The organism is Polaromonas sp. P1_E12 (genome assembly GCF_056405975.1).
This window is the reverse complement of the sequence record NZ_JBFUBB010000002.1, coordinates 116,826-139,900: the sequence shown is the minus strand read 5'-3', so window position 1 is coordinate 139,900 and position 23,075 is coordinate 116,826. Positions and strand designations below refer to the sequence as shown.

The window sequence follows — 23,075 nt, the reverse complement described above, 5'->3', positions numbered from 1 at the left end:
AGCAGATACTTACCTGCTAACCCTTATCAATATTGGCGGAGTGGACGGGACTCGAACCCGCGACCCCCGGCGTGACAGGCCGGTATTCTAACCAACTGAACTACCACTCCTGGTAGTGACAACATTCGCTCTTTCGAGCCAAGTCGCTTGAGCCCTTGCGGGCCGGCGGTTGTCAACTTGCGCCTTGGGCATCACACGCAAGGTGTGATGAATTCTGGCGACCCTAAGGGGATTCGAACCCCTGTAGCCACCGTGAAAGGGTGGTGTCCTAGGCCTCTAGACGATAGGGTCAAAACCTTGGAACTTCCGGATGAGCCCCTGCTTTCACACGGACCCACAAAACTTCAAATTCTTCCCGACTAACTTTTAACTTTTGGTGGAGGTAAGCGGGATCGAACCGCTGACCTCTTGCATGCCATGCAAGCGCTCTCCCAGCTGAGCTATACCCCCGTCAAGTTATTGAGGTTTCCCTGCAATTGTCGAGCCTTGAATTATAGCCCGAAAAATTGGCCTATTTCAAATCCTCAAACAAGCTTCAACCGGGAGACCACATCTTCGCGTTTCATGAGCTCCAGAATCGCGTCGAGCGACGGGGTTTGCGGCGTGCCCATGACCAACACGCGCACGGGCATTGCCAACTGCGGCATCTTCAGGCCCGTGTCGGCCAGCACCTGTTTGATGGCGGCCGAGATCGCGGCCTTGCTCCACTCGCAGGCCACCAGCGAACTGCTCAGTTTTGCAATGGCCGGGCGCACCGCCTCCGTGACGTGCGTGCTGATGTCTTCAGCGCTGGGCTTGCCCCCGGTCACCAGCAGTTGCAGCCAGCCGGCCAGCTCTACGAGTGTGCTGCAGCGGTCTTTAAAAAGCCCGCAGCCGCGCGCCACCCATACCGGGTCCACGCCGGTAATGCCCTGGGCAGCCAGGAAAGGCTGCACCAGCGTTGCCAGCGTGTCATCTGCAGTAGCCTTCAGGTGCTGGGCATTGACCCAGCGCAGCTTGGTTTCGTCGAACTGCGCGGCGCTCTTGCCCAGGTGATCAAGGTTGAACCATTCAATGAACTGCTCGCGGCTGAAGATTTCGTCGTCGCCGTGGCTCCAGCCCAGGCGCGCCAGGTAATTGACCATGGCGTCCGGCAAATAGCCTTCGGCGGCGTACTGCGTCACTGGCTTGGCGCCATTGCGTTTGCTGAGCTTTTCGCCCTGCTCGTTGAGCACGGTCGGCAGGTGGGCGTAGACCGGTGGCTCCTTGCCCAGCGCTTTAAAGATGTTGATCTGGCGCGGCGTGTTGTTCACGTGGTCGTCGCCGCGGATCACGTGGGTCATGGCCATGTCGATGTCATCGACCACCACGCAGAAGTTGTAGGTCGGCGTGCCATCGGGCCGCGCGATCACCAGGTCGTCGAGTTCGTCGTTGCTGATCTCGATGCGGCCCTTGACCTTGTCGTCCCACACCACGCTGCCGCCCTGCGGATTCTTGAAGCGCAGCACGGGCTGCACGCCTTCGGGCACGGGCGGCAGGGTCTTGCCGGGCGCAGGACGCCAGGTGCCGTCGTAGCGTGGTTTTTCCTTGGCGGCCATCTGCTTTTCACGCAGGGCGTCGAGCTCGGCCACGCTCATGTAGCAGGGGTAGACCAGGCCATCAACCTGCATCTGCGCAAGCACAGCCTTGTAGCGGTCCATGCGCTGCATCTGGAAAAACGGGCCTTCGTCGTGGTTCAGGCCCAGCCAGCGCATGCCTTCGATGATCACGTCGACGGCTTCCTGGCTGGAGCGCTCGACATCGGTGTCTTCGATGCGAAGAACGAAGTCGCCGCCGGTGGCACGGGCAAAAGCCCAGGGGTAAAGTGCTGAGCGGATATTGCCGAGGTGGATGAATCCGGTCGGGGAAGGGGCGAAACGGGTTCTTGTCTTTTGGGTCATTGGGGCAGTCATGCAGTCATGCAGTCATACGATAAGGCTCAGGCCGCGGGACAGGTCGGCCTTGATGTCGTCTACGTGGTCCAGCCCAACGGCCACGCGAACCAGGCCCTGGCCTATGCCGGCGGCCTGGCGCTGCTCTTCGCTGAGGCGCCCGTGCGAGGTGGTGGCTGAATGGCTGATGATGGTCTTGGTGTCGCCCAGGTTGGTCGCAATGCTGAGCACCTGCGTGCTGTTGATCACCTTGAAGGCATTGGCGCGTGCCGCTTCCGGTGTGTCGCCAAGCACGTCAAACGACAGCACTGCGCCACCCAGTCCAGATTGCTGGCGCATGGCCAGCTCATGCTGGGGATGCGATTCAAGACCAGGGTAATAAACGCGCGCCACCGCAGGCTGCGTTTCAAGCCACCTGGCAACGGCCAGCGCGTTGGCGCTCTGTGCCTGCATGCGGATGTTCAATGTCTCCAGGCCCTTGAGCACGACCCAGGCGTTGAAGGGCGCGAGCGTCATGCCGGCGGTGCGCACGATCGGGCCAAACACATCAACGATGAGTTTGGACGAGCCGCAGAGCGCACCCGCCATCACACGGCCCTGGCCGTCCAGGTATTTGGTGCCCGAATGCATGATGAGGTCAGCGCCGAATTCCACCGGGCGTTGCAGGGCCGGTGAGCAAAAGCAGTTGTCCACCGCGAGCAAGGCGCCCACGCTGTGCGCCAGATCAGCCAGCGCCCGGATGTCGCAGACTTCGGTCAGCGGATTGGTCGGGGTTTCAGCAAACAGCAGCTTGGTGCCGGGTCGCAATGCGGCCTTCCACTCGCTCACGTCGGTCTGCGACACAAACGTGGTTTCAACGCCGAACTTCCCGAACTCGCGGCCTATCAGGGCGATCGTCGAGCCAAACATCGAACGCGAGCAAATGACGTGGTCGCCGGACTTCAACAGCCCCATGCACATCATCAGGATCGCGCCCATGCCGGTCGAGGCACCGATGGCGGCTTCGGTGCCCTCCATCGCGGCGAGGCGGCGTTCAAAGCTTGTGACCGTCGGGTTGGACGTGCGGCCGTAGGTGTAGCCTTCTGTCGGGTCGGCAAAGCGCCGTGCCGAGGTCTCGGCATCAGGCTGCACAAAGCCGCTGGTCAGGTACAGCGCTTCGGAGTTTTCACCGTGCTGGCTGGGCTCCAACGCCACGCGCACGGCCAGCGTATCGCGGTGCAGGTTGTCAGGCAGTTTTCTTTTCGTCATGCTCAGGCTTCTTGCGGATTGGGCAGCGCCAGGCGGGACACGTCCACGTCGCCTTCTTCGCCGGCGGTGTCGGCGCGCTGTGAATTCATCGCTGCGATGGTCTCTGCAGTCACGTCGCCCGTGATGTAAACGCCGTCAAAGCAGGAGGCGTCAAAGCCGTCGAGCTTGCCGTTGAGTGAGCCAATGGCGCGCTTCATGCCTTCCACGTCCTGGTAAATCAGCGCGTCGCAGCCAATGACTTCACGGATTTCTTCAATCGTGCGGCCGTGGGCCACCAGCTCATCAGGCGTAGGCATGTCAATGCCGTACACGTTGGGAAAGCGCACGGGCGGCGCAGCGCTGGCAAGGTAGACCTTGCGCGCACCGGCGTCACGCGCCATCTGCACGATCTCGCGGCTGGTGGTGCCGCGCACGATGGAATCGTCGACCAGCAGCACGTTCCGGCCCTTGAATTCGCTGGCGATCACGTTGAGCTTCTGGCGCACGGACTTCTTGCGCACGCCCTGCCCCGGCATGATGAAGGTGCGGCCCACGTAACGGTTCTTGACGAAACCTTCGCGGTAAGGAATACCCAGTAGGTGCGCCAGCTGCGTGGCACTCGGCCGGCTGGATTCGGGGATCGGGATGATCACATCGATCTCGCTGGGTGGCACGGTGGACACCACGCGTTTGGCCAGCGTCTCGCCCAGGTTCAGGCGGGCCTGATAGACCGAGATGCCGTCCAGCACCGAGTCGGGGCGCGCCAGGTACACAAATTCGAAGATGCAGGGGTTGAGTTTGGCGTTGGGTGCGCACTGCTCGGCGTGCACCACGCCTTCCATGTCTACATACACGGCTTCGCCCGGGGCGATGTCGCGCTCGAACTGGTGCGACGTGCCTTCGAGCGCCACCGATTCGCTGGCCACCATGACGGTCGTGCCGTTTTCATTCTCGCCGCGGCCGATGCACAGCGGGCGGATGCCGAAGGGGTCGCGAAACGCCAGCAGGCCGTGGCCGGCGATCAGCGCGACGACGGCATAAGAGCCCTTCACACGCTTGTGCACACCGCGCACTGCGGCGAACACATCAACCGGCTTGAGCGGCAAGCCGCGTGTGGTTTTTTCGAGTTCGTGCGCCAGCACGTTGAGCAGCACTTCGGAGTCGCTGTCGGTGTTGATGTGGCGGTGGTCGGTGTTGAAGAGCTCGGCCTTGAGCTCGGCCGCATTGGTCAGGTTGCCGTTGTGCGACAGCACCAGGCCGAACGGCGCGTTGACGTAGAAAGGCTGGGCCTCGTCTTCGCTGTAGGCGTTGCCTGCCGTGGGGTAGCGCACCTGGCCCAGGCCTACCGTGCCCGGCAGCGCGCGCATGTTGCGGGTGCGGAACACATCGCGCACCATGCCCTTGGCCTTGTGCATGTAGAACTTGCGCCCCTGCTGCGTGACGATGCCTGCGGCATCCTGGCCGCGATGCTGCAAAAGCAGCAGTCCGTCATAAATCAGCTGATTGACCGGGGCTTTGCTGACGACGCCGACTATCCCGCACATGGTGTTCCGATCATGATGAGTTGACTCTTCAAAGTTAAATTAAATACTTGGCAAACTGTTCGGGCAATACCGGCTTCAGGGCTTTGAGCGTGGCCGTCAACACCGGCGCGCCCTTTGATTCCCGCCACCAACTGCTGGACTTCAGCGCCGTCATGTCGATCACAACGGTCGCGGCCAGCAGCAAAACAATTCCGCGCAACACACCAAAAGCGGCTCCGAATACTCTGTCCACAGGCGCCAGGCCGACGGCAGCTACCAACTTCTTCACCACAAAGGCCAGCAGCCCTGCCGCGAACACGGCGGCGATAAAGATCAGCACAAACGCCGCCGCATAACGCACCGGGTCAGAAGCAGACTGCACCGGCAAGCGGGTGGCCAGGTCGGGCGCAAACCATTGCGCCACAAAAAACGACACCACCCAGCCCAGCACCGACAACACCTCATACACCAGCCCGCGCCATGCGCCCAACAGCATGGAAAAAACCAGCACCCCCAGCACAATCCAGTCAACAGCCGTCACGACACCACCGGGGCAGTACCCATTACAAGGTCAGGATGGCAGCGGGTAAATCAAGGGCCTTGATCTTGGTCGCCGCCTTGTCGGCCTCGGCCTTGGTGGCAAACGGCCCCACGCGGACCCGGATGCGCTTGCCGTCTTTGGTTTCCGCCACTTGTGTATAGGTTTTGAGGCCCGCCTTTTCCACCTTCAGGCGCGCTTCGCGGGCCTTGGCCACATCGGCAAACGCGCCGACCTGAACCACAAAACGGCCATCCGCCTCGCTGGCAGACGGTTTGGCGGCCGGCGCGGCGGTGCCGTTCAGCAGTGCGGCGGCACGTGTGGCGTCGTCGTTCGCAGCGGGCTTGGCCGGCTTGGGTTCCGGTTTGACCGGGGGCTTCACCTCAGGTTTGGCTTCCGGTTTTGCTTCATTTTTGATAGCTGCTGGCGCAGATGCAGCAAGGGCTGGGGCCGGTTTTGATGAAAGAATTTCTTCCCTGGGCGCCAGGCTGGCGTCAGCGGTTACTTTTTCGGCGGGCTTGTCGGCCACCTTGGGGGCGGACGCGGAAGTGGCTGCCGGGGCACCGGGCCCGGGAATCACCAGGGGCTTGACCGTGCCCTTGCCGGGAATTTCAATCGGGATATCGACCGGAATGGGCCTGGGCTGGGTGTCAAACAACAGCGGGAAGCCCAACACGCCGATCAACACCAGCACGGCAGAACCGATCAGCCGGTGTTTGGCGCGCTTGCGAATCACTTCCACGCTTTCCGTTTGAGCGGCTGACCCGGCATTGGAGGCAGCGTTGGAGCCGCCCCGGCGGAAGTTGAAAAACGGCATGGTGTGGCTTGGATCCGATAAGGGGTGACGTTAACGGTGAACGCGGGCTGACGGCCCTTGGAATGCTTGACGGACCGGCTTGTCCGGTCTCAGGCGGCCAGGTGCGGGGCCGAAAGACGCGGCACACCGTCCTTCAAAATGCCGCCCACCGTATAGAAGGAGCCGAACACGACAATTCTATCAGCGGGGGTTGCGGCCCTGACCGCCGCCTGCAGCGCCGCTTCGGGGGATTTGTAAGTGCCGGCGCTTGCATCAGGCCGGGTATTGGCCGCCGTCCACCTGGCCTGCAAATCCTCGGCAGAAGCGGCCCGCGGCGTCGGCAAATCGGTGAAATACCACTTGTCGATGAGCGGCGCCACCCGCGCCAGCATGGGCGCGAGGTCCTTGTCGGCCATGGCACCGAACACGGCGTGTGTGCAGGGGTAAAAGCCCATGGCATCGAGGTTTTCGGCCAGCGCAGCCACCGAATGGGGGTTGTGCGCCACATCCAGCACCAGCGTGGGCTGGCCGGGCACGATCTGGAAGCGCCCCGGCAGTTCGACCATTGACAAGCCGTTGCGCACCGCCTGGGCGGTGATCGGCAGGCGCTCACGCAAGGCAGTCAGCGCCGCCAGCACGCCTGAAGCATTGACAAGCTGGTTGGCGCCGCGCAAGGCCGGATACGCCAGGCCGGCATAGCGGCGCCCGCGCCCTGCCCAGCCCCATTGCTGCTTGTCGCCCGAAAAATTGAAGTCGGTACCGAAACGCCACAAGTCAGCACCCACTGCGGCGGCGTAGTCAACGATGCTTTGCGGCGGCACCGGATCGCTCACGATGACCGGCTTGCCGGCGCGCATGATGCCGGCTTTTTCGCGGCCAATGCTTTCGCGGTCGGGGCCCAGGTATTCCATGTGGTCCAGGTCGATGCTGGTGATCACCGCGCAGTCCGCGTCCAGCATGTTCACGGCGTCCAGACGCCCGCCCAGGCCGACTTCGAGGATGACCACGTCGAGCTTTGCGTCGGCCAGCAGCTGCAGGATGGCCAGGGTGGTGAATTCGAAGTAGGTGAGCGAAACCGCGTCACCGCCCTGCGTGCGCGCCGCCTCGACGCGCGCGAATTGCGCAACCAGCTCGTCAGCCTTCACGATGTCGCCGCGCACCCGGCAGCGCTCTTCAAAATGCACCAGGTGCGGCGAAGTGAAGACGCCGGTGCGGTACCCGGCCTGCAGCAAGATGGCTTCGAGCATCGCGCAGGTCGAGCCTTTGCCGTTGGTGCCCGCCACCGTGATGATGGGGCAGTCAAAGGCCAGGCCCATGCGCTTGGCCACAGCACTGATGCGCGTCAGGCCCATGTCAATACCGACAGGGTGCAGGTGCTCGCAGTAGGCGAGCCAGTCGTCGAGAGTGTTCGGTTTGTCCATACAGTCCAGCATTGTCGCGCAGGGCATAAAACCCCGGCGTCAGACAGACTCAGTCAGCGAAGCGGTCTGTGGCGGCTATCAGCTGGCGCAGGATGCCGGGCTCGTTGAAGGCGTGGCCTGCGTTGTCAATCATGTGGAATTCAGCCTCGGGCCAGGCGCGGTGCAGGTCCCACGCGGTTTTGGCTGGCGTGGCGACGTCGTAGCGGCCTTGCACGATGACACCGGGAATCCCGGCCAGCTTGTGCGCGTCGCGGATCAGCTGGCCTTCCTCGAGCCAGCCAGCATGCACAAAATAATGGTTTTCGATGCGCGCGAATGCCAGGGCGAAAGCGTCGTCCCCATGCTGGGCGGTAAAAGACGGGTCGGGCAACAAGGTAATGGTCTGGCCTTCCCACAGGCTCCAGGCGCGGGCAGCCGCCAGTTGCGCAGCGCGGTCAGCGCCCACCAGGCGTTTGCGGTAGGCAGCAATCAGGTCGCCGCGCTCTGCCTGGGGGATGGGTTTGACGAATTCTTCCCACAAATCAGGGAACAACCAGGACGCGCCCTCCTGGTAGTACCAGAGCAGCTCGGCGCGGCGCAGCGCAAAAATGCCCCGCACGACGAGCGCCGACACCCGGGTCGGATGGGCCTGCGCATAAGCCAGCGCCAGTGCGCTGCCCCAGGAGCCGCCGAACACCAGCCAGCGTTCCACGCCCAGCAGGGTGCGCAAGCGCTCGATGTCGGCCACCAGGTGCCAGGTCGTGTTGTTGTCCAGCGAGGCACTGGGGCGGGAACGGCCGCAGCCGCGCTGGTCGAACAGCAGCACGCAATAGCGCTCCGGGTCGAACAGGCGGCGATGCTCGGGCGAGCAGCCCGCGCCCGGACCACCATGCAAAAACACCGCCGGCTTTCCTTTGGGGTTGCCGCATAACTCCCAATACACCGAATGGCCGTCACCCGTTTCAAGAATGCCTGTGCGGAAGGGTTCGAGAGGCGGGTAAAGAACGGCGGGGGCAGTGCGCGTGGCTGAAGCAGCGGTCATGAGGCAAGGCATCCATACAAAAAGGTCACAAAGGGTTGGGCCGGTCGGCGTTCTTCATTATTCCAGCCTTGCCAAAGGCTCGCCCACGCGTCCAGGCCCTTGCCTGCCTTCGCAGAAACGCTACTAATTTGATAGCTGCTTGCGCAAGTCCCACTTGGCCGGAAGGCCTATTTCTCTTAAATCTGCGAAAATCCGGCCATGATCATTCTTTACGGCATCCCCAACTGCGACACCGTCAAAAAGGCCCGTGCATGGCTCGGCGAACAAGGTGTTGACTACCAGTTCCACGATTTCAAGAAGCAGGGCGTGCCGCCCGACCAGCTGGCGCGATGGGCCCAGGCGGCAGGCTGGGAAAAGCTGTTGAACCGCCAGGGCACCACCTGGCGAAAGCTGGACCCGGCGCTGCAGGCCGGTGTGCATGACAGCGCCAGCGCGCAAACACTGATGCTGGCCAACCCCAGCGTCATCAAGCGGCCCGTGGTGGACTGGGGCAAAGACATCACGGTGGGTTTTGACGCCCTGGGCTGGGCTGCGAGGGTTTGAACGCACGGCAGGCCGACCGGTTACGTTTTGCAGCCTGTTTTGCCTCCAACGGGATTAAAAGGGCAGCTTTACCGTCGATTTACCGAACTCCGCGCCCCAAAATGACTCTGACTTACTAAAATTACGTTTGCCACTCGAGCCATCACCCGACCAGGGTGAGCCCTTTGGCGGTGCAACTTCAGCCACGTGCTGAAAAGGGTTGAATCATGAAAAAAGCGCTTGTTCTCTCTGCTCTTGCTGCCGCCTCCGGGTTGGCAGCTGTACCCGCCTCCGCCATGGACATCCTGGCCCGGGTGATTTCAAGCACGCCGGTGGTGCAACAAGTGGCCGTACCGCGCCAGGTCTGCAGCAACCAACCCGTCGTTGTCCAGCAACCGAACTCGGGCGCAGGTGCGCTGATGGGCGCTCTGGCAGGCGGCGCAGCCGGTAACGCCATCGGCAATGGCGGCGGCCGTGCGGTTGCCACCATGATCGGGCTGGTCGGCGGCGCCATCGTTGGCGACCGCATCGAAGGCTCAAACAACCAGGTTCAAAACGTGCAGCAGTGCACAACGCAAACCTATTACGAAAACCGCCCCAGCCACTACAACGTCGTGTACGAATACCAGGGCACGCAGTACAGCACGCAAATGGCCACCGACCCGGGCCAGTATGTGCGCCTGCAGGTCACGCCGGTCGGCGCCATGGCGCCTGCGCCGCAGACTTTCCAGTCTGCCCCGCAGCAGCCCCAGACCTATGTGCAACCGGCACCCCAGCCCGTGTATGTGCAGCCTGCCGTGACTTACGTGGAGCAGCCGGTGGTTTACCCGGCTTACTACCCCCGTCCCTACTACCAGCCGTACTACGCACCTATCGGCCTGTCGCTGAACTTCGGTTACAGCCGGGGCTACGGTGGCCACCGTCACTGGCGTTAAATCGCGGTCCGGCAGAACCAAAAAAAGGGGCGTTTGCAACGCCCCTTTTTGCTGTCCGCGAATATTCGACTGTTGCTATTTGGGCGTTTCAATCAGCGCGCCCTTGAACAGCACCGGCCCGGTCGGCCCGCTGCCAGGCGGCACACCACCCTTGGGCTCCAGGGTGATCGCCAGCGTCGGTACCTGGCGCATGTCAGTGCCTGCGGCGGTCAGCCGAACCACAGGGTCTGCGCCCATCACGCCCAGTGATTTGGGCGCCGCGCCGGGCGGCAAAGCCCAGAGTTCCAGGGACTTGTCGGGCTGCTCCCTGAAGCTGCCCACTCGCTTGAGCGACAGTGTTTTGTTCTTCGGGTCAAACGTCACCAGCAGCGACGCCGAAGCCTTGTCATCGGTCAGCACGGCCACGTATTCGATCTCGGGGGTGGCTGTCAGTTTGGCGGTCAGCTCGCTGACCTGCCCGCTCAGCCGGCCGTTCACGTTCAGCCCCACGACAACCGCCGCTGCAGTCGCGAGTGCGCCCGCCACGGCCCCGCCGCGCCACAGCCCCAGGCTGGACCACCAACCCATGGCGCTCGGAGCGGCCCGCGCCGCCTGCATGGCGCGCGCCTCTTTGTCGGCCCTGACCAGGTTTTCAATGCGTTTCCACACGGCGGGGCCAGGCACCGCCTGCGGCTGCAGCTCAGCCACCGACGACAGCCGGCTTTGCCAGACCAGCGCCGCCGCGCGCAAAGTGGCGTTGTCGCGTGCCAACGTCTCAAACCGGCGACGCGCGCCGCCGCGCAAGGTGCCCAGCGCGTAGCTGGCCGCCAGTTGCTCCATCAGGGCGGGATTACTTTGTAAATTCATCAGGCAAACCTCGCCATGCAACCGCGAAGCTGCTCCAGCCCGCGCCGGATCCATGTTTTGACAGTACCCAAAGGCAGTTTGAGCTGCTCGGCCAGCTCACCATGGCTCAAATCCCGCAAATACGCCAGGCTCACCACTTCGCGCTGCTTGTGCTCCAGCTTGCCAAGGCACTGATGCAAAGCCCAGGCCTGTTCGCTGGCCTGGGTCGTGTCCATCGGGTTGGGCGAGTCGCCCGCCACCGTGTCGGAAATCACGTCGTCGAGTTCCTGCATCAGGTCGGCCCGGTCCGAAGCCCGGCGCCGCAAAAAATCCAGGCCGCGGCTGCGCACCACCAGCGCCATCCAGGCCATGGGCGGTGACAGGGTCGCCTTGTAGTCGCCAGCAATGCGCCAGATGTTGAAGAAGGCCTCCTGCAACACGTCTTCGGCCCATTCACGGTTGGTCACCACACGAATCGCGACACCGTAGAGCTTGGACGAAGTCAGCTCATACAGCTCCCGCAGGGCCGACTCATCGGCCTGGGCCACGCGGTCAATCAGCGCGATCAATTGTCTGTCCGGGCTTTCTGGCTTCATGAAGAACATTGTCAGGTATTGGTGGCTATCGGGAAACACCGGCAGGCGGCTGGCATTGGGGATACGCCACAAAGGGCCAACCGGATTCACCGCGGGCCCGGCGAAAGGCTCCGGGTGACCTAAAATCAACGGTTTTGGCGCCACGCGGTGCTTTTCCGCAGCCCGGAACAGCCCCTTTCGTCTCTTTTCGTCTCTTTTCGCCTCTTTCAGTCTCTTTTCAGCACCTTCCCATGCCTACCGAAAAAATCGACAACATCAGCGTGACCACCAAGGCCAACGTCTACTTTGACGGCAAATGCGTGAGCCACGGCATCACGCTGGCCGACGGCACAAAAAAATCGGTCGGCGTGATCCTGCCGGCCACCCTGACCTTCAATACCGGCGCCCCCGAAATCATGGAATGCGTGGCCGGCGCCTGTGAATACAAGCTGGCCGGCAGCGACAGCTGGGTCAAGTCTTCGGCGGGCGAAAAATTCAGCGTGCCCGGCAACGCCAAATTCGAAATCCGCGTTGCAGCGGGCGAAGCGGCTTATCACTACATCTGCCACTTCGGTTAAAAAGCGTCCAAGTCCACCCCCAACCGATCTTTCGCTCCTTTTTTCATAGCTGCTCGCGCAATCTCTACGCGGCTTTCAGCGATATTCAGGCCTAAAACATGTCTAACACCATTCTGCAAAACATCCCCGCCAACCAAAAGGTCGGCATCGCGTTCTCTGGCGGCCTGGACACCAGCGCCGCGCTGTTGTGGATGAAACAGAAGGGCGCCCTGCCCTACGCCTATACCGCCAACCTGGGCCAGCCCGACGAAGCGGACTACGACGAGATCCCGCGCAAGGCCATGGAATACGGCGCCATCAAGGCCCGTCTGGTCGACTGCCGCCCACAGCTCGCTGCTGAAGGCATTGCCGCGCTGCAATCCGGCGCCTTCCACATCACCACCGCCGGCGTGACCTACTTCAACACCACGCCGCTGGGCCGCGCCGTGACTGGCACGATGCTGGTAAGCGCGATGAAGCAGGACGACGTGAACATCTGGGGCGATGGCTCCACGTTCAAGGGCAACGACATCGAGCGCTTCTACCGCTACGGCCTGCTGACCAACCCCGCGCTGAAGATCTACAAGCCCTGGCTGGACCAGCAGTTCATTGACGAACTGGGCGGCCGCGCCGAGATGAGCGCATTCATGACGGCCAACGGCTTTGGCTACAAGATGAGCGCCGAAAAGGCCTACAGCACCGACAGCAACATGCTGGGCGCCACGCACGAAGCCAAAGACCTTGAAAACCTCAACAGCGGCATCAAGATCGTCAACCCCATCATGGGCGTGCCGTTCTGGAAGGACGACTGCGTCGTCAAGGCCGAAGAAGTCAGCGTGACCTTTGAAGAAGGCCGCCCTGTGGCACTCAACGGCGTCGCATACCCCGACCTGGTGAGCCTGATCCTCAAGGCCAACGAAATCGGCGGCCGCCACGGCCTGGGCATGAGCGACCAGATCGAAAACCGCATCATCGAAGCCAAGAGCCGCGGCATCTACGAAGCCCCCGGCCTGGCCCTGCTGTTCATCGCCTACGAGCGCCTGGTCACCGGCATCCACAACGAAGACACCATCGAGCAATACCGTGACAACGGGCGCAAGCTGGGCCGCCTGCTGTACCAGGGCCGCTGGTTCGACAGCCAGGCCATCATGCTGCGCGAAACCGCCCAACGCTGGATCGCCAGCGCCATCACCGGCACCGTGACGCTGGAACTGCGCCGCGGCAACGACTATTCGCTGCTGAACACCGAATCGCCAAACCTGACCTACGCGCCTGAGCGCCTGAGCATGGAGAAGGTGGAAGACGCGCCGTTCTCGCCGCTGGACCGCATTGGGCAACTGACGATGCGCAATCTGGACATTACCGATACGCGGGCCAAGCTGGGGATCTATTCCAATGCCGGCATGTTGGAGTTGGGCAAGGGGGATGATTTCTTGAAGCTGGGGAAGTAAGCCGATTCAAGCCGTAAAGACAAAGCCCGCCAAGTGAAAGCTTGGCGGGCTTTTTCGTTCTGGGCCGGTTTACCTAGGCGACTGTCACCTGCCCATTCATTAGTAGGGGAAGCAGCCAATCGCGGAGTCGGGCAAGCTCCATGTTCTGCTGAAGGTTGTTTTGAATCCGCAAGAACAATGGTGCTGCCTTGCTGGTGTATGCGCTCAAGGCTGTATCTGCGGGTATCACCAATGGTGACTCATCCAGCACTCCCTTGTTGATGTGCGGCTGTTGCGCACCTGTTCGAAGTGCCATCAATCTAGGGATTTCACGAACTAGGTAGGGGTAAATAAAGCAGTGTTTCAGTTTGTCGGTTTCTACAACCCCCACAACAGATTGATTCGTAGCCGCCTCGATACCCAGTATCGATGCCCTGAGATGACGAACGATTGAAAGAATCACCGTTCCCTGGGGCAGCAGTTTAGCTGGGGAGTTTTGCAAACCGAGTGTCGAAATTTGCTCATCAGGTGCCACGACAAACGTACTAGGGTTCTCTCCGGAGCTAAGCCAATGCACTTCGCCGGGTTTCCAATAGCCCCCGACGTCACGTGATGGCGTGCCGCCGAGATGGGTTCTGAACGTTTCGCCAATTGTTGAGTGTTGCCACCCCGCAGGAATCTCCCGTTTCAAAGTGGCGTTGTAGACCATCTTGCCGCCGGACGATTTGTAGGGTTTGCCGTTGACGTCTGGGAAGTCGAACTGCACGAACCAGTAGTCGTACAGCGTCTTGGCCATCGCCTCCAGCTCGGCGTTAATGCGGTTGTTGCAGTCGATTTTGGCGTCGAGGGTGGAGAGAACGGCGGCAATCTTCTTCTGCTCTATTGCCGTCGGCGTTGGAATTTGAAGACTTCTTATTGATGCAAGTGACAGGTTTTTGATAGTAGAACCTGTGGCAACATTCCACATCTGCTCCTGAACACTTTTCAACTGCAAGTAGAAGTAAAGAAAATCAACGTGTATTGATGAACACTTAATGTAAGCCGCGCTCTTACCAAGAATCACAGACTCCCCTCGGTATTTTGCCAAGCTACCTAGAGTGCCATTGATTGACAAAAGCAATGTATTTTCATCAAGCTCGATGAAATATCTTTGAAACTCTGAGAGCGAAACTCTTTTCGTATCTGAAGATATTTGAATAAAGCCTTGCTTCAAATTGTTGCCGTTTATGAATGGGTACTCAGAGGTCTCAACGTATTGGGGCGTGCCGTGAACTCCATCCCCGATTTTTGAGCAAAGAGCATCCAAGCTAGATTTCGGCCAACGGGGATTACTCATATCGCAACCCTACCAACTGCTTCCTTATTTCCCGCTCCAACCCCGCAGACTGCTTGAATAGCTCATCCAGTCGGGTCGTAAAGCCTTGCATCTTCTCTGCAAACTGAGCTGGGGTCAGGTCGCAGTATTCGATCCTCACCTCGAAATACTGTCCGGCGCTTAGGGAGTAATTCTTTGCGGCAATGTCGGCGTAACTCACTACCACCGAAAAATCTTCAACTGCCTCTTTGCTGTTGAAAGTGGCGATGATGCGGTCTTCTTCGGCTTCGGACAGTAGCGTCTTCTGGTTCTTGCCGTCTTTGACCTTGTTGCCAAGGTTGGATGCGTCGATCAGAACAACGTCGGCCTTGTTAGACGCATCAATAAATAGGATGGACACATTGGTGCCAGTGGTGGCGAAGATGTTACTGGGCATAGAGACCACGCCTGCCAGCATTTTGTTGTCCACCAAATGTTGACGAATGCCTTTGTCAATACCGCTTTGTGCGGTGATAAAGCCGGTGGGCACCACCACGGCTGCCTTGCCGCCGGGCTTCAAGGAATAAATGATGTGCTGCAAAAAGAGCTGGTAAATAGCCATCTTGTCGACGGCCTGCTTGGGTGTGTTGGGTACCCCGGCAAAAAAGCGTTCTTGGTGCTCTTTGCTGTCCAGCTCGTTGCGAAAGTCTGAGAAATCCATCTTGAACGGTGGATTGCTGACGATGTAGTCAAACTTCTTAAGGGCTTTGCCGTCCCGATGGTAGGGGTGGAGCACGGTGTTGCCCTGAATGATGTTGGGAATGGAGTGAACCAGATTATTCAAAATCAGATTCAGGCGCAGCAGGCTGGATGATTTTTGCGAAATGTCTTGCGAGTAGATGCTGCAGCGTTGCTCGCCAATGGCGTGGGCAATGTTCATCAGCAGCGTGCCCGAGCCCGCCGACGGGTCGTAGCAGCTCACGTTGTTGACTTTGCCCCGCACCTTTTCAGGCACGAGGATGGCGGCCATGATCTTGGCCACCGCATGCGGCGTGTAGTACTCGGCGTATTTGCCGCCACTGTCCTTGTTGTAGTCCTTGATGAGGTATTCAAACAGCGCGGCGTAGAAGTCGTACTTCTCACTAAAGATGCGCTCAAAGCTGAAGTCGCCCAGCTTGTTAATAACGGCGCGGCAAAAGGCGTCGCGCTTGGAGGTGTCGGTGATGAATTCGCTGACCCGGTCAAACAGGGTGATCTTGGTGCCACCGTCGGTTTTAACGGCAAAGATGTCGTTGTTGGTGATAGCGATGTCGCGCAGGGTGTCGTCGAACAGCTTGGCGAACTCGGGCCCGTTTTGGCGGCCAAACAAGTGGGCAATGAAATGCTCGGGCTTCAGACGGGCGGTGTCGGGGCCCATTTGCATTTGCAGCATGTCCAGGTCATTGGCACTCAGGGCAGCAATGGCGGCTTCCCAGCTCTCAGCCTTGGCAAGGGCTGGCCGGATTCTTTTGGCCTCAAAAGCGAATTTGTCGTTCAGAAACTTGTAGAGAAAGACCTGGGTGATGATCTTGAACTCATTGCCGTCGTTGCCCAGGCCATAGGCTGCGCAAATGGCTTTGAGGCTGTCGATGAGTTCGCGGGTGCGTTGTTCAAATTGTTGGGTTACCAAGCTTGTGCTCCAGGGAGGCCACCGCCCGTGCGGGTGCCTGCAAAAAATTCATTCATGTATTCCGACACCACCAAGTGGTTGATGCTGCGGGTAGCGTCGGGGGTCAATGGGATGTGTTGACGGGTGTAGAACTCGTCAATCACGATGGGCTGCATCAGCCGTTCAAAATAGTTTTCGTTGTTCAGCAGCTGGGTGTTTTGCAGCACTTGTTCGTCCGCCTGCACTTTGACGCCGACCAGCGCTTCAAACAATTTTCGCTCGGTTTGCGTGAGGGTGCCACGCTCTTGCAGACGCTTGTGGATGCGCGTGTATTTGGCATCGCCACGGTACTTGGCACGCAGTTGGTTGTTTTGGCGATTCAGCTCTTTCACCTTGTCGTAAATGGCGTTGAGTGCGCCAATGTTGGCGTTCATGTCCTCTTGGCTCACTTCGCTGAGCCTTTTGTTCTTGAACAGACGCTCCAGCTCTTCGCGCAGGGTGACGAACTTAGGATCTTGCTGGTCAAAGTTGTCAGCCAAGGCCTCGCGCGTTTGGCGCAAGGTGTTTTTGAGCTTGTCTGCCAGCACCAGTTCTTCTTCCCTGATCTTGGCGAATTTGAAAATGACGTCTTCCAACGCCATGTTGAGCAAGTTGCTGGTGTCAGTTTCCGATTCGATGGCCTCTTTGAGGTTGAGCAGGTCCAGGTGGTTGCTGGTTTCGCGATAGAGCTGGCCGAGCTTGTGAAAGTCGAGCTGCTGCAATAACCCGTATTCGCCTTGCAGGCGAATCAGGTTGTAGAGATTGCGGGCGTCGGCCAGCGCTTTTTTTAGCGCCAGCACGGCGGTGCGGTCTTGGATCTGGCTAAGCTGTTTTGAAAATTCTTCGGCGTTTTCAATATCGAAGCTGAAGAGGATGTCTTTGATGGCTTCGATTTCTTGTCTGATCTCTTCGGCCGACTTGAACAGGTTGGAGTAGTGCTCGATCTCGTCGCCCAGCTCGGACTGCAACTCGTCAAAGTAGTCTTTGTTGGTTTTGTCGAATTCCTTGCGGATGTCGGCAAAGTCCACCACGTAGCCATAGCGGAAATCTTTGTATGTGCGGTTAACCCGCGTGAGCGCTTGCAGCAAGTTGTGCGCCTTGATGACGCGCCCAAGGTAGAGCTTTTTCAGGCGTTTGGCATCAAAGCCGGTGAGCAGCATGTTGTAGACAAACAGGAGGTCGATTTTTCCGGCCTTGAAGTCTTCCACCCAGTCTTTGCGCTCGTCTTTGCTTCCAACATCGTGCAGGATCAGGGCGGCGCTTTTAACGCGGTTGGCAAGCTGCGCACGTTCTGCATAGCTGCCCGTTGGGGCCATAGCGAATATGGCTTGTCCTGAGTCTTGGGCAACTATGGCTGACGACGAGGGCGCGGCGTACATCGCCGTGAAAATGCGGAACATTTCACGTGCTTGATCCGCGCTGTCACAGATCACCAAGCCACCAATGCTGGCGTCGCCCAAGGCGCTGCGGCTTCTTTCAAAGTCACGCACGATGTAATCGAGCATGGGCTCGACGAACGTTGGATGGGAGTAGATCAGTTTGCGATCCACATCGCCTTGCTTTAGCCGGACCGTGGCGAGTGCCTCTTGCAGTGAGAGCTTGTAATTGGTGGCGATTTCTTCGCGGATCAGCCTGAGGGTGTAGCCGTCGGCGATTGAGGCGTTGTAGTAGTACTTGTGGAAGTAATCACCAAACAAGGCTCGGGAGTTGTAGTCGTCGCCAAGCAGGGGGGTGCCAGTGAGGCCTATTTTGATGGCGTTGCGGTCTGACTGACTAAGGTTGGCCAGAAAGCTGCCCTGCGGGTTATAGCTGCGGTGCACCTCATCCAGAAAGTAAACGCGCTGGATGTTGAAGTCGTAATCCTCGGCGCGCACTACATCTGGGTCGTCCAGAAATTTCTGGATATTGACCACGGTGATTTCTGGTTTGCCACTGTGGTTGTGCAACACCTGAGTGGTTTTGATGTCACGCGCAAAGTCAGCGCGGCTGTCGATGGTGTGGACCACCAGCCCCCGGCACGAAAACTCATGCTGAGCCTGCGTGGCCAGATCAAGGCGATCGACGATGAAGTAGAACTTCGGAATGACGCCTTTGCGCTGGAAGTAATCGGTAAGAAAACGGGTGTTGTAGTAGGCCAGTGCGGTTTTTCCGCTGCCCTGGGTGTGCCAGATGATGCCCTTTTTGACGCCTTCATTGAGCTTCTTCTCGATGGCCTTGGTGGCAAAAAGCTGAGGGTAGCGCATGACATGCTTTTGCAAGCCGTCTATTTCATTGACGTAGGCAAGCGCAAAACGCAGCAAGAAAGCCAAGCGCCCACGACTGAAAAGGGACGTGCAGATGCGGTTTGTCGGCGTGTCTGGCGACTTGTTGCTCAGAAACTCGGGGCTGTGCTTGATGACGTTAAGGTTGTTATCGCGCAGTACTTCGTTCTCAAGGACGTCATCCCCTGCCGCCAAAAGCTGAGAAAGGTCTAGCGTTTCGACTTCGCGGTCTTCCCGAAAATAGTTGAAGACGGGCGAGTCATAGGAAGGGCTGGCATAGAACGCTCCTTCAATGGGCTGTGGCGAACCGTCTTCGTACTCCATGTTGTTGGAAAAAACCATCAACTGAGTGGCGTTGATAAAGCGCCTGAATTTGGGGTTGCGGCTGCGCGTGATGATGCGGTTGCGCTCGGCTAGCACGCCTTCGCGGTTGTTGGGCTTCTTGACCTCAATGAAAGCCAGCGGCATTCCGTTGATGAGCAAGGTGATGTCAGGCCGAAATTCATCGTCACCGTTTTTGCAAGTCAGCTCTGTGACGACATGAAAGCTGTTGTTGTCAAAGTTCTCGAAGTCAATAAGCCGAATGCCTGAGCGTTCTGTGAGTTTTTCGTAGAAGGCTTTACCGAGGTCTTCGTTGTCCAGCGAAAGCTTGACGTCAGCCAAAAGACGGTCAATGTCACCGGTTTCTGCTTCGGGGTTGATCTTGAGAATGGCGGAATGAAACAAATCCGGGAAGATATTGGTTTCTTCATCCCATGAGACGCCTTTGAGGGAAAGGTATTGATAGCCAAGTCGCACCAAGTGCAGGATGCAGGGGATTTTGACTCTTGAGTCTTCGCTAAAAATCATTGGCTAAGTTCTCCCCGTTTGTCGCTCTTTTGGACTCTTACTCAGCCAGCAGGCCAATGTACGCAGCGCAACTGTAGCTGCGATTCTTCTTCTGCCCGGTCAGCTTTGTGACGATGCCAAAATCTTCCAGCACCTTGACCGCCGCGGTCGCGGTTGGGAAGCTGGTGACCAGCTTCTGGCGCACCTGGTCAATGGTGGAGCGCGGCATCATGGGCAGCATTTCAAACAAACGGTAGCTGCTGGGCCCTGCCTTGGGCGAAGCCAGCAAACTGCGGCGGTCGGTAGCCAGCAATTTCGCGATGGCCTGGTGCGAAAGAGTTCTTTAATTTGATGAAATCACATTAAACCAATCTTTAATACGCAGCGGAAGTATGAAAGGAGGCTTGAACAGAAGGTTTAGGGGCAAAACGCCGGCCATGGCGGTCTTTTTTACGTCAAATTGGCCTCTAGCCCTTGTGGAATGTGCGCGAGCAGCTATTAAAAACATAGCAAGTGTCAAAAAGCCGCCTTCAGGCGGCTTTTCCGTTGGCTTTTCGTCCCCTGGCCACGCGCTAATCGCCACCCCCGCCACAACCACCGCCGCATCCACCTCCGTCGCTACCGCCGTCACTGCCTGCGTCACTGGAGTTACTGCTACTGCTGTCGGAGCCGCCAAACCCATCCGCGTCGCCGCTGTAGCTACCGTCAGAAAAGCTTTCGCCGCAATAAGCACCCGCCGAACCGCCTGTTCCGTCGTCACGCTGAGGCTGGCTGCAGTCGGGCAGGTAATGAAAGCCATTGGGGATCGCCAGCTTCGCGTCCAGGGCAAAAAGCAGCGGCAGGCGGCTGGGGGAGCGCGGTTTGATGGCCTCGTCGCGGCAGGCCCAGTACCAGGCGCGCCGCAGGCCGTCGTTGCTGGAAGCGCGGCGGCCCAGCACTTCAGCCGGTACATGGTCCATGAAACGGCCCAGCACGAGGTCGCACCACTCACGGTAGGCGCGCGTGTGCAGGATGAATTCGTGCCACATGCTGTCGACCACGCGCGACGGCATGGCCACAAACTTGCCCTTGCTGCGCACGCAGGCCAGGAAGAACTGCCGAAGCCCGCGCTCGACCAGCTCGGTGTCTTTTGCGCTCAGATGCGGATAGGTGTCGCGCAGCTTGCGCTTGAGGAACTGCGGCAGCGGCGCCTCGCGCACCAGGCGTTCGCGTTCACGCGTTGCCCACACAGCCAGCACCACCATGGCGGCGACCAGCCCGAATATTCCGGTTGCCAGCCCCGTCGGTTTGCGCCAGCCGGCCTCGCCGGCCATCATCAGCACCACCCACAGGATGACCAGCACGACCGCAAGCTGCCGCGCATGGCGCAGCACCAGGCGGCGCCAGAGCGCGATGTCGGGCCCGGTGTAGACCTTTGCGGCGGTCGCCATCAGACCACCACCGGTTCAGGCTCCAGCAGGATGCCAAAGCGTTCGTACACACTGGTCTGGATGGCCTTGGCCAGCGTCATGACCTCGCCGCCTGTGACCGGGTCGGCCGTGCCGCCGCGGTTGACCAGCACGAGCGCCTGTTTTTCATAGACACCGGCATTGCCGATGGTCTTGCCCTTCCAGCCGCAGGCATCAATGAGCCATCCGGCGGCCAGCTTGACCGTGCCGTCGGCGAGGTGGTAGTGAACGATTTTGGGCTCCCTCTGGATGATGTCGGCGCACTGCTCGGGCGAGACAGTTGGGTTCTTGAAAAAGCTGCCGGCGTTGCCGATCACCTGCGGATCAGGCAGCTTGGCTTTGCGGATCTCGCAGATCCAGTCGTAAATTTGCTGTGCGTCGGGCGTCTGGATGCCGGATTGCGCCATTTTTTTGTCGATGTCGGCATAGCCCAGCACCGGCTTCCACGCCTTGGGAAGGGAAAAGCGCACCCGCGTGATGAACGCCTTGCCCTCCAGCCCAAAACCATGGGCGGCCGACTCCGGCGCCGAACTGCTGTGCTTGAACACAGAATCACGGTAGCCAAACGCGCATTGCGCGGCATTGAGGGTAAATGGCTGGCCTGTCGTCAAATCGATGGCGTCGAGCGACTCAAAGCGGTCTTGCAGCTCCACGCCATAGGCACCGATGTTCTGCACAGGCGACGCGCCGACCGTTCCGGGAATTAATGCCAGGTTTTCCAGGCCCGGGTAGCCGTTTTGCAGCGTCCAGGTAACGAGGTCATGCCAGTTTTCACCGGCGCCCGCCTCGATGACCCAGGCCTTGGCGTCTTCCCTGAGCAGCCGTTTCCCCATGATTTCGACCTTGAGCACCAGCGGTTTTACGTCGCCGGTCAGCACGATATTGCTTCCGCCGCCCAGCACAAACTTGGGGGCAGCCTTCAGGGCCGGGTCCTGCAAAGCCGCGGCAATATCGGCCTCCCTGGCCACCCGCACCAGGCTGAGCGCCTTGGCGACGATGCCAAAGGTATTGGAATGCTGGAGTGGAACGTTTTTCTCGACTAACATCCGGGTGATTGTCTCACTCCAACCCCCGAAAAAAAGACTTGCACCATGCCCTCTTTCGACACCGTTCTTGAAGCCGATCTGGTCAAGGTCAAAAACGCCGTGGAAAACACCTCCAAGGAAGTCGGCAATCGCTTTGACTTCAAGGGCACCTCGGCCTCCATCGAGCTGAAGGACAAGGACATCATCCTCGTCGGCGACGGCGACTTCCAGATCGACCAGATCAATGACATCCTGCGCTCCAAGCTCGCCAAGGCAGGCGTTGACGTGCGCTTTCTGGACACCGGCAAGATCGAGAAAATCGGCGGCGACAAGGTCAAGCAGACCAACAAGGTCCGCAATGGCATCGACACCGAAACCGCCAAGAAGATCCAGGCCGCCATCAAGGCCAGCAAACTCAAGGTGCAGGCCGCCATCCAGGAAGAAAAAGTCCGCGTCACGGGCGCCAAGCGCGACGACCTGCAGGCCGCCATGGCGCTGATCCTGTCGGAGATGAAGGACTTTCCGCTGAGTTTTGACAACCGTCGCGATTAGGATTGCCATGAATCTTCTGCCTACCCTCACCCAAGCAGCATTTTTGCTGTCCGCGACTTTGCTGCTGCACGGTGCCGCCCGGGCGCAGAGCGAAGGCCAATCCGTGGCGCTGGCCGGCATGATGGGCACCAAGGCCCTGCTGGTGGTCAACGGCGGTTCACCCAAGAGCGTCGCGCCCGGTGAAACACACCAGGGCATAAAGATTATTTCCACCACCAGCGATCAGGCTGTCATTGAGCAGTCTGGCAAGCGGCACACGCTGCGGGTGGGCGATGCGCCGGTGAACTCCGGCGGCAGCACCGCCTCAGCAGGACGGGGCACCCGTATCACCATTACCGAAAGCGGCGGCGGTCATTTCATGACGGCCGGGCAGATCAACGGAAAGGCCGTGCAGTTCATGGTTGACACCGGTGCGACCAGCATTGCCATGAGCGCGTCGGATGCGGAGCGCTCTGGCATTAACTACAAAGACGGGCAGCCTGTGCGCATGTCCACAGCCAACGGCACCACGCAAGGCTACCGGGTCAAGCTCAATTCGGTACGTGTGGGTGACGTGGAGGTCTTTGACGTGGATGCCGTAGTCATACCGCAACCGATGCCTTTTCTGCTGCTGGGCAACAGTTTTTTATCGCGCTTTCAGATGAAGCGCGACAACAACCTCATGACGCTGGACAAGCGTTATTAGCCCTTCGAGGTGCGT

At 59.5% G+C, this 23,075-nt stretch carries 21 protein-coding genes and 3 tRNA genes; 6 read left to right on the top strand and 18 right to left on the bottom strand.

What is annotated here, in order from left to right; genetic code table 11:
* Positions 1 to 33: 33 nt before the first annotated feature.
* The 10 genes from AC1D13_RS06430 to pip all read right to left on the bottom strand — a co-directional run bounded on the left by AC1D13_RS06430 (position 34) and on the right by pip (position 8,436).
* A tRNA-Asp gene (locus AC1D13_RS06430) sits at positions 34 to 110 on the bottom strand.
* Between the two features lie 105 nt (positions 111 to 215).
* Positions 216 to 291 (bottom strand) — tRNA-Glu (locus AC1D13_RS06425).
* Positions 292 to 374: 83 nt separating this feature from the next.
* Positions 375 to 450 (bottom strand) — tRNA-Ala (locus tag AC1D13_RS06420).
* Between the two features lie 74 nt (positions 451 to 524).
* The gene (gltX, locus tag AC1D13_RS06415; RefSeq protein ID WP_477689210.1) at positions 525 to 1,919 is read right to left on the bottom strand and encodes a glutamate--tRNA ligase; all 1,395 of its coding nucleotides are present in this window, start codon (positions 1,917 to 1,919) and stop codon (positions 525 to 527) included.
* Between the two features lie 24 nt (positions 1,920 to 1,943).
* Entirely contained in the window at positions 1,944 to 3,158 is a 1,215-nt protein-coding gene (locus AC1D13_RS06410) for an O-succinylhomoserine sulfhydrylase (RefSeq protein ID WP_457279914.1), read from the bottom strand.
* A gap of 2 nt (positions 3,159 to 3,160) precedes the next feature.
* Complete coding sequence (purF, locus tag AC1D13_RS06405; protein WP_457279913.1) at positions 3,161 to 4,681, bottom strand: amidophosphoribosyltransferase; 1,521 nt, start codon at positions 4,679 to 4,681, stop codon at positions 3,161 to 3,163.
* Between the two features lie 34 nt (positions 4,682 to 4,715).
* Positions 4,716 to 5,201, bottom strand: coding sequence for a CvpA family protein (locus AC1D13_RS06400; RefSeq protein ID WP_477689209.1), 486 nt, complete (start codon positions 5,199 to 5,201; stop codon positions 4,716 to 4,718).
* 22 nt (positions 5,202 to 5,223) lie between these two features.
* Positions 5,224 to 6,015 (bottom strand): SPOR domain-containing protein, encoded by a 792-nt coding sequence (locus tag AC1D13_RS06395; protein WP_477689208.1) that lies wholly within the window; start codon positions 6,013 to 6,015, stop codon positions 5,224 to 5,226.
* Positions 6,016 to 6,104: 89 nt separating this feature from the next.
* Positions 6,105 to 7,415 carry a bifunctional tetrahydrofolate synthase/dihydrofolate synthase gene (gene folC / locus AC1D13_RS06390; RefSeq protein ID WP_477689207.1) on the bottom strand — a complete coding sequence of 437 codons (1,311 nt, stop codon included), beginning with the start codon at positions 7,413 to 7,415 and terminating at the stop codon, positions 6,105 to 6,107.
* A gap of 49 nt (positions 7,416 to 7,464) precedes the next feature.
* Positions 7,465 to 8,436 carry a prolyl aminopeptidase gene (pip, locus tag AC1D13_RS06385; protein ID WP_477689206.1) on the bottom strand — a complete coding sequence of 324 codons (972 nt, stop codon included), beginning with the start codon at positions 8,434 to 8,436 and terminating at the stop codon, positions 7,465 to 7,467.
* Between the two features lie 198 nt (positions 8,437 to 8,634).
* On the opposite strand from pip, the gene AC1D13_RS06380 reads away from it, so the two are divergent.
* Positions 8,635 to 8,979: an ArsC family reductase gene (locus tag AC1D13_RS06380; protein WP_477689205.1), complete on the top strand. Its 345-nt coding sequence runs from the start codon at positions 8,635 to 8,637 to the stop codon at positions 8,977 to 8,979.
* 206 nt (positions 8,980 to 9,185) lie between these two features.
* Positions 9,186 to 9,893 (top strand): glycine zipper 2TM domain-containing protein, encoded by a 708-nt coding sequence (locus tag AC1D13_RS06375; protein WP_457279907.1) that lies wholly within the window; start codon positions 9,186 to 9,188, stop codon positions 9,891 to 9,893.
* Positions 9,894 to 9,968: 75 nt separating this feature from the next.
* Here the strand turns inward: AC1D13_RS06375 and AC1D13_RS06370 are convergent, their stop codons facing one another.
* Together AC1D13_RS06370 and AC1D13_RS06365 are read right to left on the bottom strand one after the other, a co-directional pair.
* Entirely contained in the window at positions 9,969 to 10,739 is a 771-nt protein-coding gene (locus AC1D13_RS06370; RefSeq protein ID WP_477689204.1) for an anti-sigma factor, read from the bottom strand.
* Positions 10,739 to 11,314: an RNA polymerase sigma factor gene (locus AC1D13_RS06365; protein WP_457279905.1), complete on the bottom strand. Its 576-nt coding sequence runs from the start codon at positions 11,312 to 11,314 to the stop codon at positions 10,739 to 10,741. The genes AC1D13_RS06370 and AC1D13_RS06365 overlap by 1 nt, the downstream gene beginning before the upstream one ends.
* A gap of 230 nt (positions 11,315 to 11,544) precedes the next feature.
* Between AC1D13_RS06365 and ppnP the strand changes: the two genes are divergently transcribed.
* Complete coding sequence (ppnP, locus tag AC1D13_RS06360) at positions 11,545 to 11,871, top strand: pyrimidine/purine nucleoside phosphorylase (RefSeq protein WP_477674520.1); 327 nt, start codon at positions 11,545 to 11,547, stop codon at positions 11,869 to 11,871.
* 98 nt (positions 11,872 to 11,969) lie between these two features.
* Positions 11,970 to 13,301 (top strand): argininosuccinate synthase, encoded by a 1,332-nt coding sequence (gene argG, locus AC1D13_RS06355; RefSeq protein ID WP_457279903.1) that lies wholly within the window; start codon positions 11,970 to 11,972, stop codon positions 13,299 to 13,301.
* Positions 13,302 to 13,374: 73 nt separating this feature from the next.
* Here the strand turns inward: argG and AC1D13_RS06350 are convergent, their stop codons facing one another.
* The 6 genes from AC1D13_RS06350 to murB form a co-directional block, all read right to left on the bottom strand.
* The gene (locus AC1D13_RS06350) at positions 13,375 to 14,616 is read right to left on the bottom strand and encodes a restriction endonuclease subunit S (RefSeq protein ID WP_477689203.1); all 1,242 of its coding nucleotides are present in this window, start codon (positions 14,614 to 14,616) and stop codon (positions 13,375 to 13,377) included.
* On the bottom strand, positions 14,609 to 16,243 hold the full coding sequence (locus AC1D13_RS06345) for an HsdM family class I SAM-dependent methyltransferase (protein ID WP_477689202.1): 1,635 nt from the start codon (positions 16,241 to 16,243) through the stop codon (positions 14,609 to 14,611). The genes AC1D13_RS06350 and AC1D13_RS06345 overlap by 8 nt, the downstream gene beginning before the upstream one ends.
* Positions 16,237 to 19,371 (bottom strand): type I restriction endonuclease subunit R, encoded by a 3,135-nt coding sequence (locus AC1D13_RS06340; protein ID WP_477689201.1) that lies wholly within the window; start codon positions 19,369 to 19,371, stop codon positions 16,237 to 16,239. The genes AC1D13_RS06345 and AC1D13_RS06340 overlap by 7 nt, the downstream gene beginning before the upstream one ends.
* Positions 19,372 to 19,408: 37 nt before the next feature.
* On the bottom strand, positions 19,409 to 19,663 hold the full coding sequence (locus tag AC1D13_RS06335) for a hypothetical protein (protein ID WP_477689200.1): 255 nt from the start codon (positions 19,661 to 19,663) through the stop codon (positions 19,409 to 19,411).
* Between the two features lie 259 nt (positions 19,664 to 19,922).
* Positions 19,923 to 20,780, bottom strand: a complete 858-nt coding sequence (locus AC1D13_RS06330) for a glycine-rich domain-containing protein (RefSeq protein ID WP_477689199.1) — start codon at positions 20,778 to 20,780, stop codon at positions 19,923 to 19,925.
* Positions 20,780 to 21,844: a UDP-N-acetylmuramate dehydrogenase gene (gene murB / locus AC1D13_RS06325; protein ID WP_477689198.1), complete on the bottom strand. Its 1,065-nt coding sequence runs from the start codon at positions 21,842 to 21,844 to the stop codon at positions 20,780 to 20,782. The genes AC1D13_RS06330 and murB overlap by 1 nt, the downstream gene beginning before the upstream one ends.
* 45 nt (positions 21,845 to 21,889) lie before the next feature.
* On the opposite strand from murB, the gene AC1D13_RS06320 reads away from it, so the two are divergent.
* The gene (locus AC1D13_RS06320) at positions 21,890 to 22,375 is read left to right on the top strand and encodes a YajQ family cyclic di-GMP-binding protein (protein WP_348050062.1); all 486 of its coding nucleotides are present in this window, start codon (positions 21,890 to 21,892) and stop codon (positions 22,373 to 22,375) included.
* Positions 22,376 to 22,382: 7 nt separating this feature from the next.
* On the top strand, positions 22,383 to 23,060 hold the full coding sequence (locus tag AC1D13_RS06315; RefSeq protein WP_477689197.1) for a retropepsin-like aspartic protease family protein: 678 nt from the start codon (positions 22,383 to 22,385) through the stop codon (positions 23,058 to 23,060).
* The last annotated feature ends 15 nt before the right edge of the window (positions 23,061 to 23,075 follow it).

Bases quoted from the DNA above. Each gene is read 5' to 3' on its own strand.
- gltX (WP_477689210.1), bottom strand. From the start codon at position 1,919: ATGACCCAAAAGACAAGAACCCGTTTCGCCCCTTCCCCGACCGGATTC.
- AC1D13_RS06410 (WP_457279914.1), bottom strand. From the start codon at position 3,158: ATGACGAAAAGAAAACTGCCTGACAACCTGCACCGCGATACGCTGGCC.
- purF (WP_457279913.1), bottom strand. From the start codon at position 4,681: ATGTGCGGGATAGTCGGCGTCGTCAGCAAAGCCCCGGTCAATCAGCTG.
- AC1D13_RS06395 (WP_477689208.1), bottom strand. From the start codon at position 6,015: ATGCCGTTTTTCAACTTCCGCCGGGGCGGCTCCAACGCTGCCTCCAAT.
- folC (WP_477689207.1), bottom strand. From the start codon at position 7,415: ATGGACAAACCGAACACTCTCGACGACTGGCTCGCCTACTGCGAGCAC.
- pip (WP_477689206.1), bottom strand. From the start codon at position 8,436: ATGACCGCTGCTTCAGCCACGCGCACTGCCCCCGCCGTTCTTTACCCG.
- AC1D13_RS06380 (WP_477689205.1), top strand. From the start codon at position 8,635: ATGATCATTCTTTACGGCATCCCCAACTGCGACACCGTCAAAAAGGCC.
- AC1D13_RS06375 (WP_457279907.1), top strand. From the start codon at position 9,186: ATGAAAAAAGCGCTTGTTCTCTCTGCTCTTGCTGCCGCCTCCGGGTTG.
- AC1D13_RS06370 (WP_477689204.1), bottom strand. From the start codon at position 10,739: ATGAATTTACAAAGTAATCCCGCCCTGATGGAGCAACTGGCGGCCAGC.
- AC1D13_RS06365 (WP_457279905.1), bottom strand. From the start codon at position 11,314: ATGAAGCCAGAAAGCCCGGACAGACAATTGATCGCGCTGATTGACCGC.
- ppnP (WP_477674520.1), top strand. From the start codon at position 11,545: ATGCCTACCGAAAAAATCGACAACATCAGCGTGACCACCAAGGCCAAC.
- argG (WP_457279903.1), top strand. From the start codon at position 11,970: ATGTCTAACACCATTCTGCAAAACATCCCCGCCAACCAAAAGGTCGGC.
- AC1D13_RS06350 (WP_477689203.1), bottom strand. From the start codon at position 14,616: ATGAGTAATCCCCGTTGGCCGAAATCTAGCTTGGATGCTCTTTGCTCA.
- AC1D13_RS06340 (WP_477689201.1), bottom strand. From the start codon at position 19,371: ATGATTTTTAGCGAAGACTCAAGAGTCAAAATCCCCTGCATCCTGCAC.
- AC1D13_RS06330 (WP_477689199.1), bottom strand. From the start codon at position 20,780: ATGGCGACCGCCGCAAAGGTCTACACCGGGCCCGACATCGCGCTCTGG.
- murB (WP_477689198.1), bottom strand. From the start codon at position 21,844: ATGTTAGTCGAGAAAAACGTTCCACTCCAGCATTCCAATACCTTTGGC.
- AC1D13_RS06320 (WP_348050062.1), top strand. From the start codon at position 21,890: ATGCCCTCTTTCGACACCGTTCTTGAAGCCGATCTGGTCAAGGTCAAA.
- AC1D13_RS06315 (WP_477689197.1), top strand. From the start codon at position 22,383: ATGAATCTTCTGCCTACCCTCACCCAAGCAGCATTTTTGCTGTCCGCG.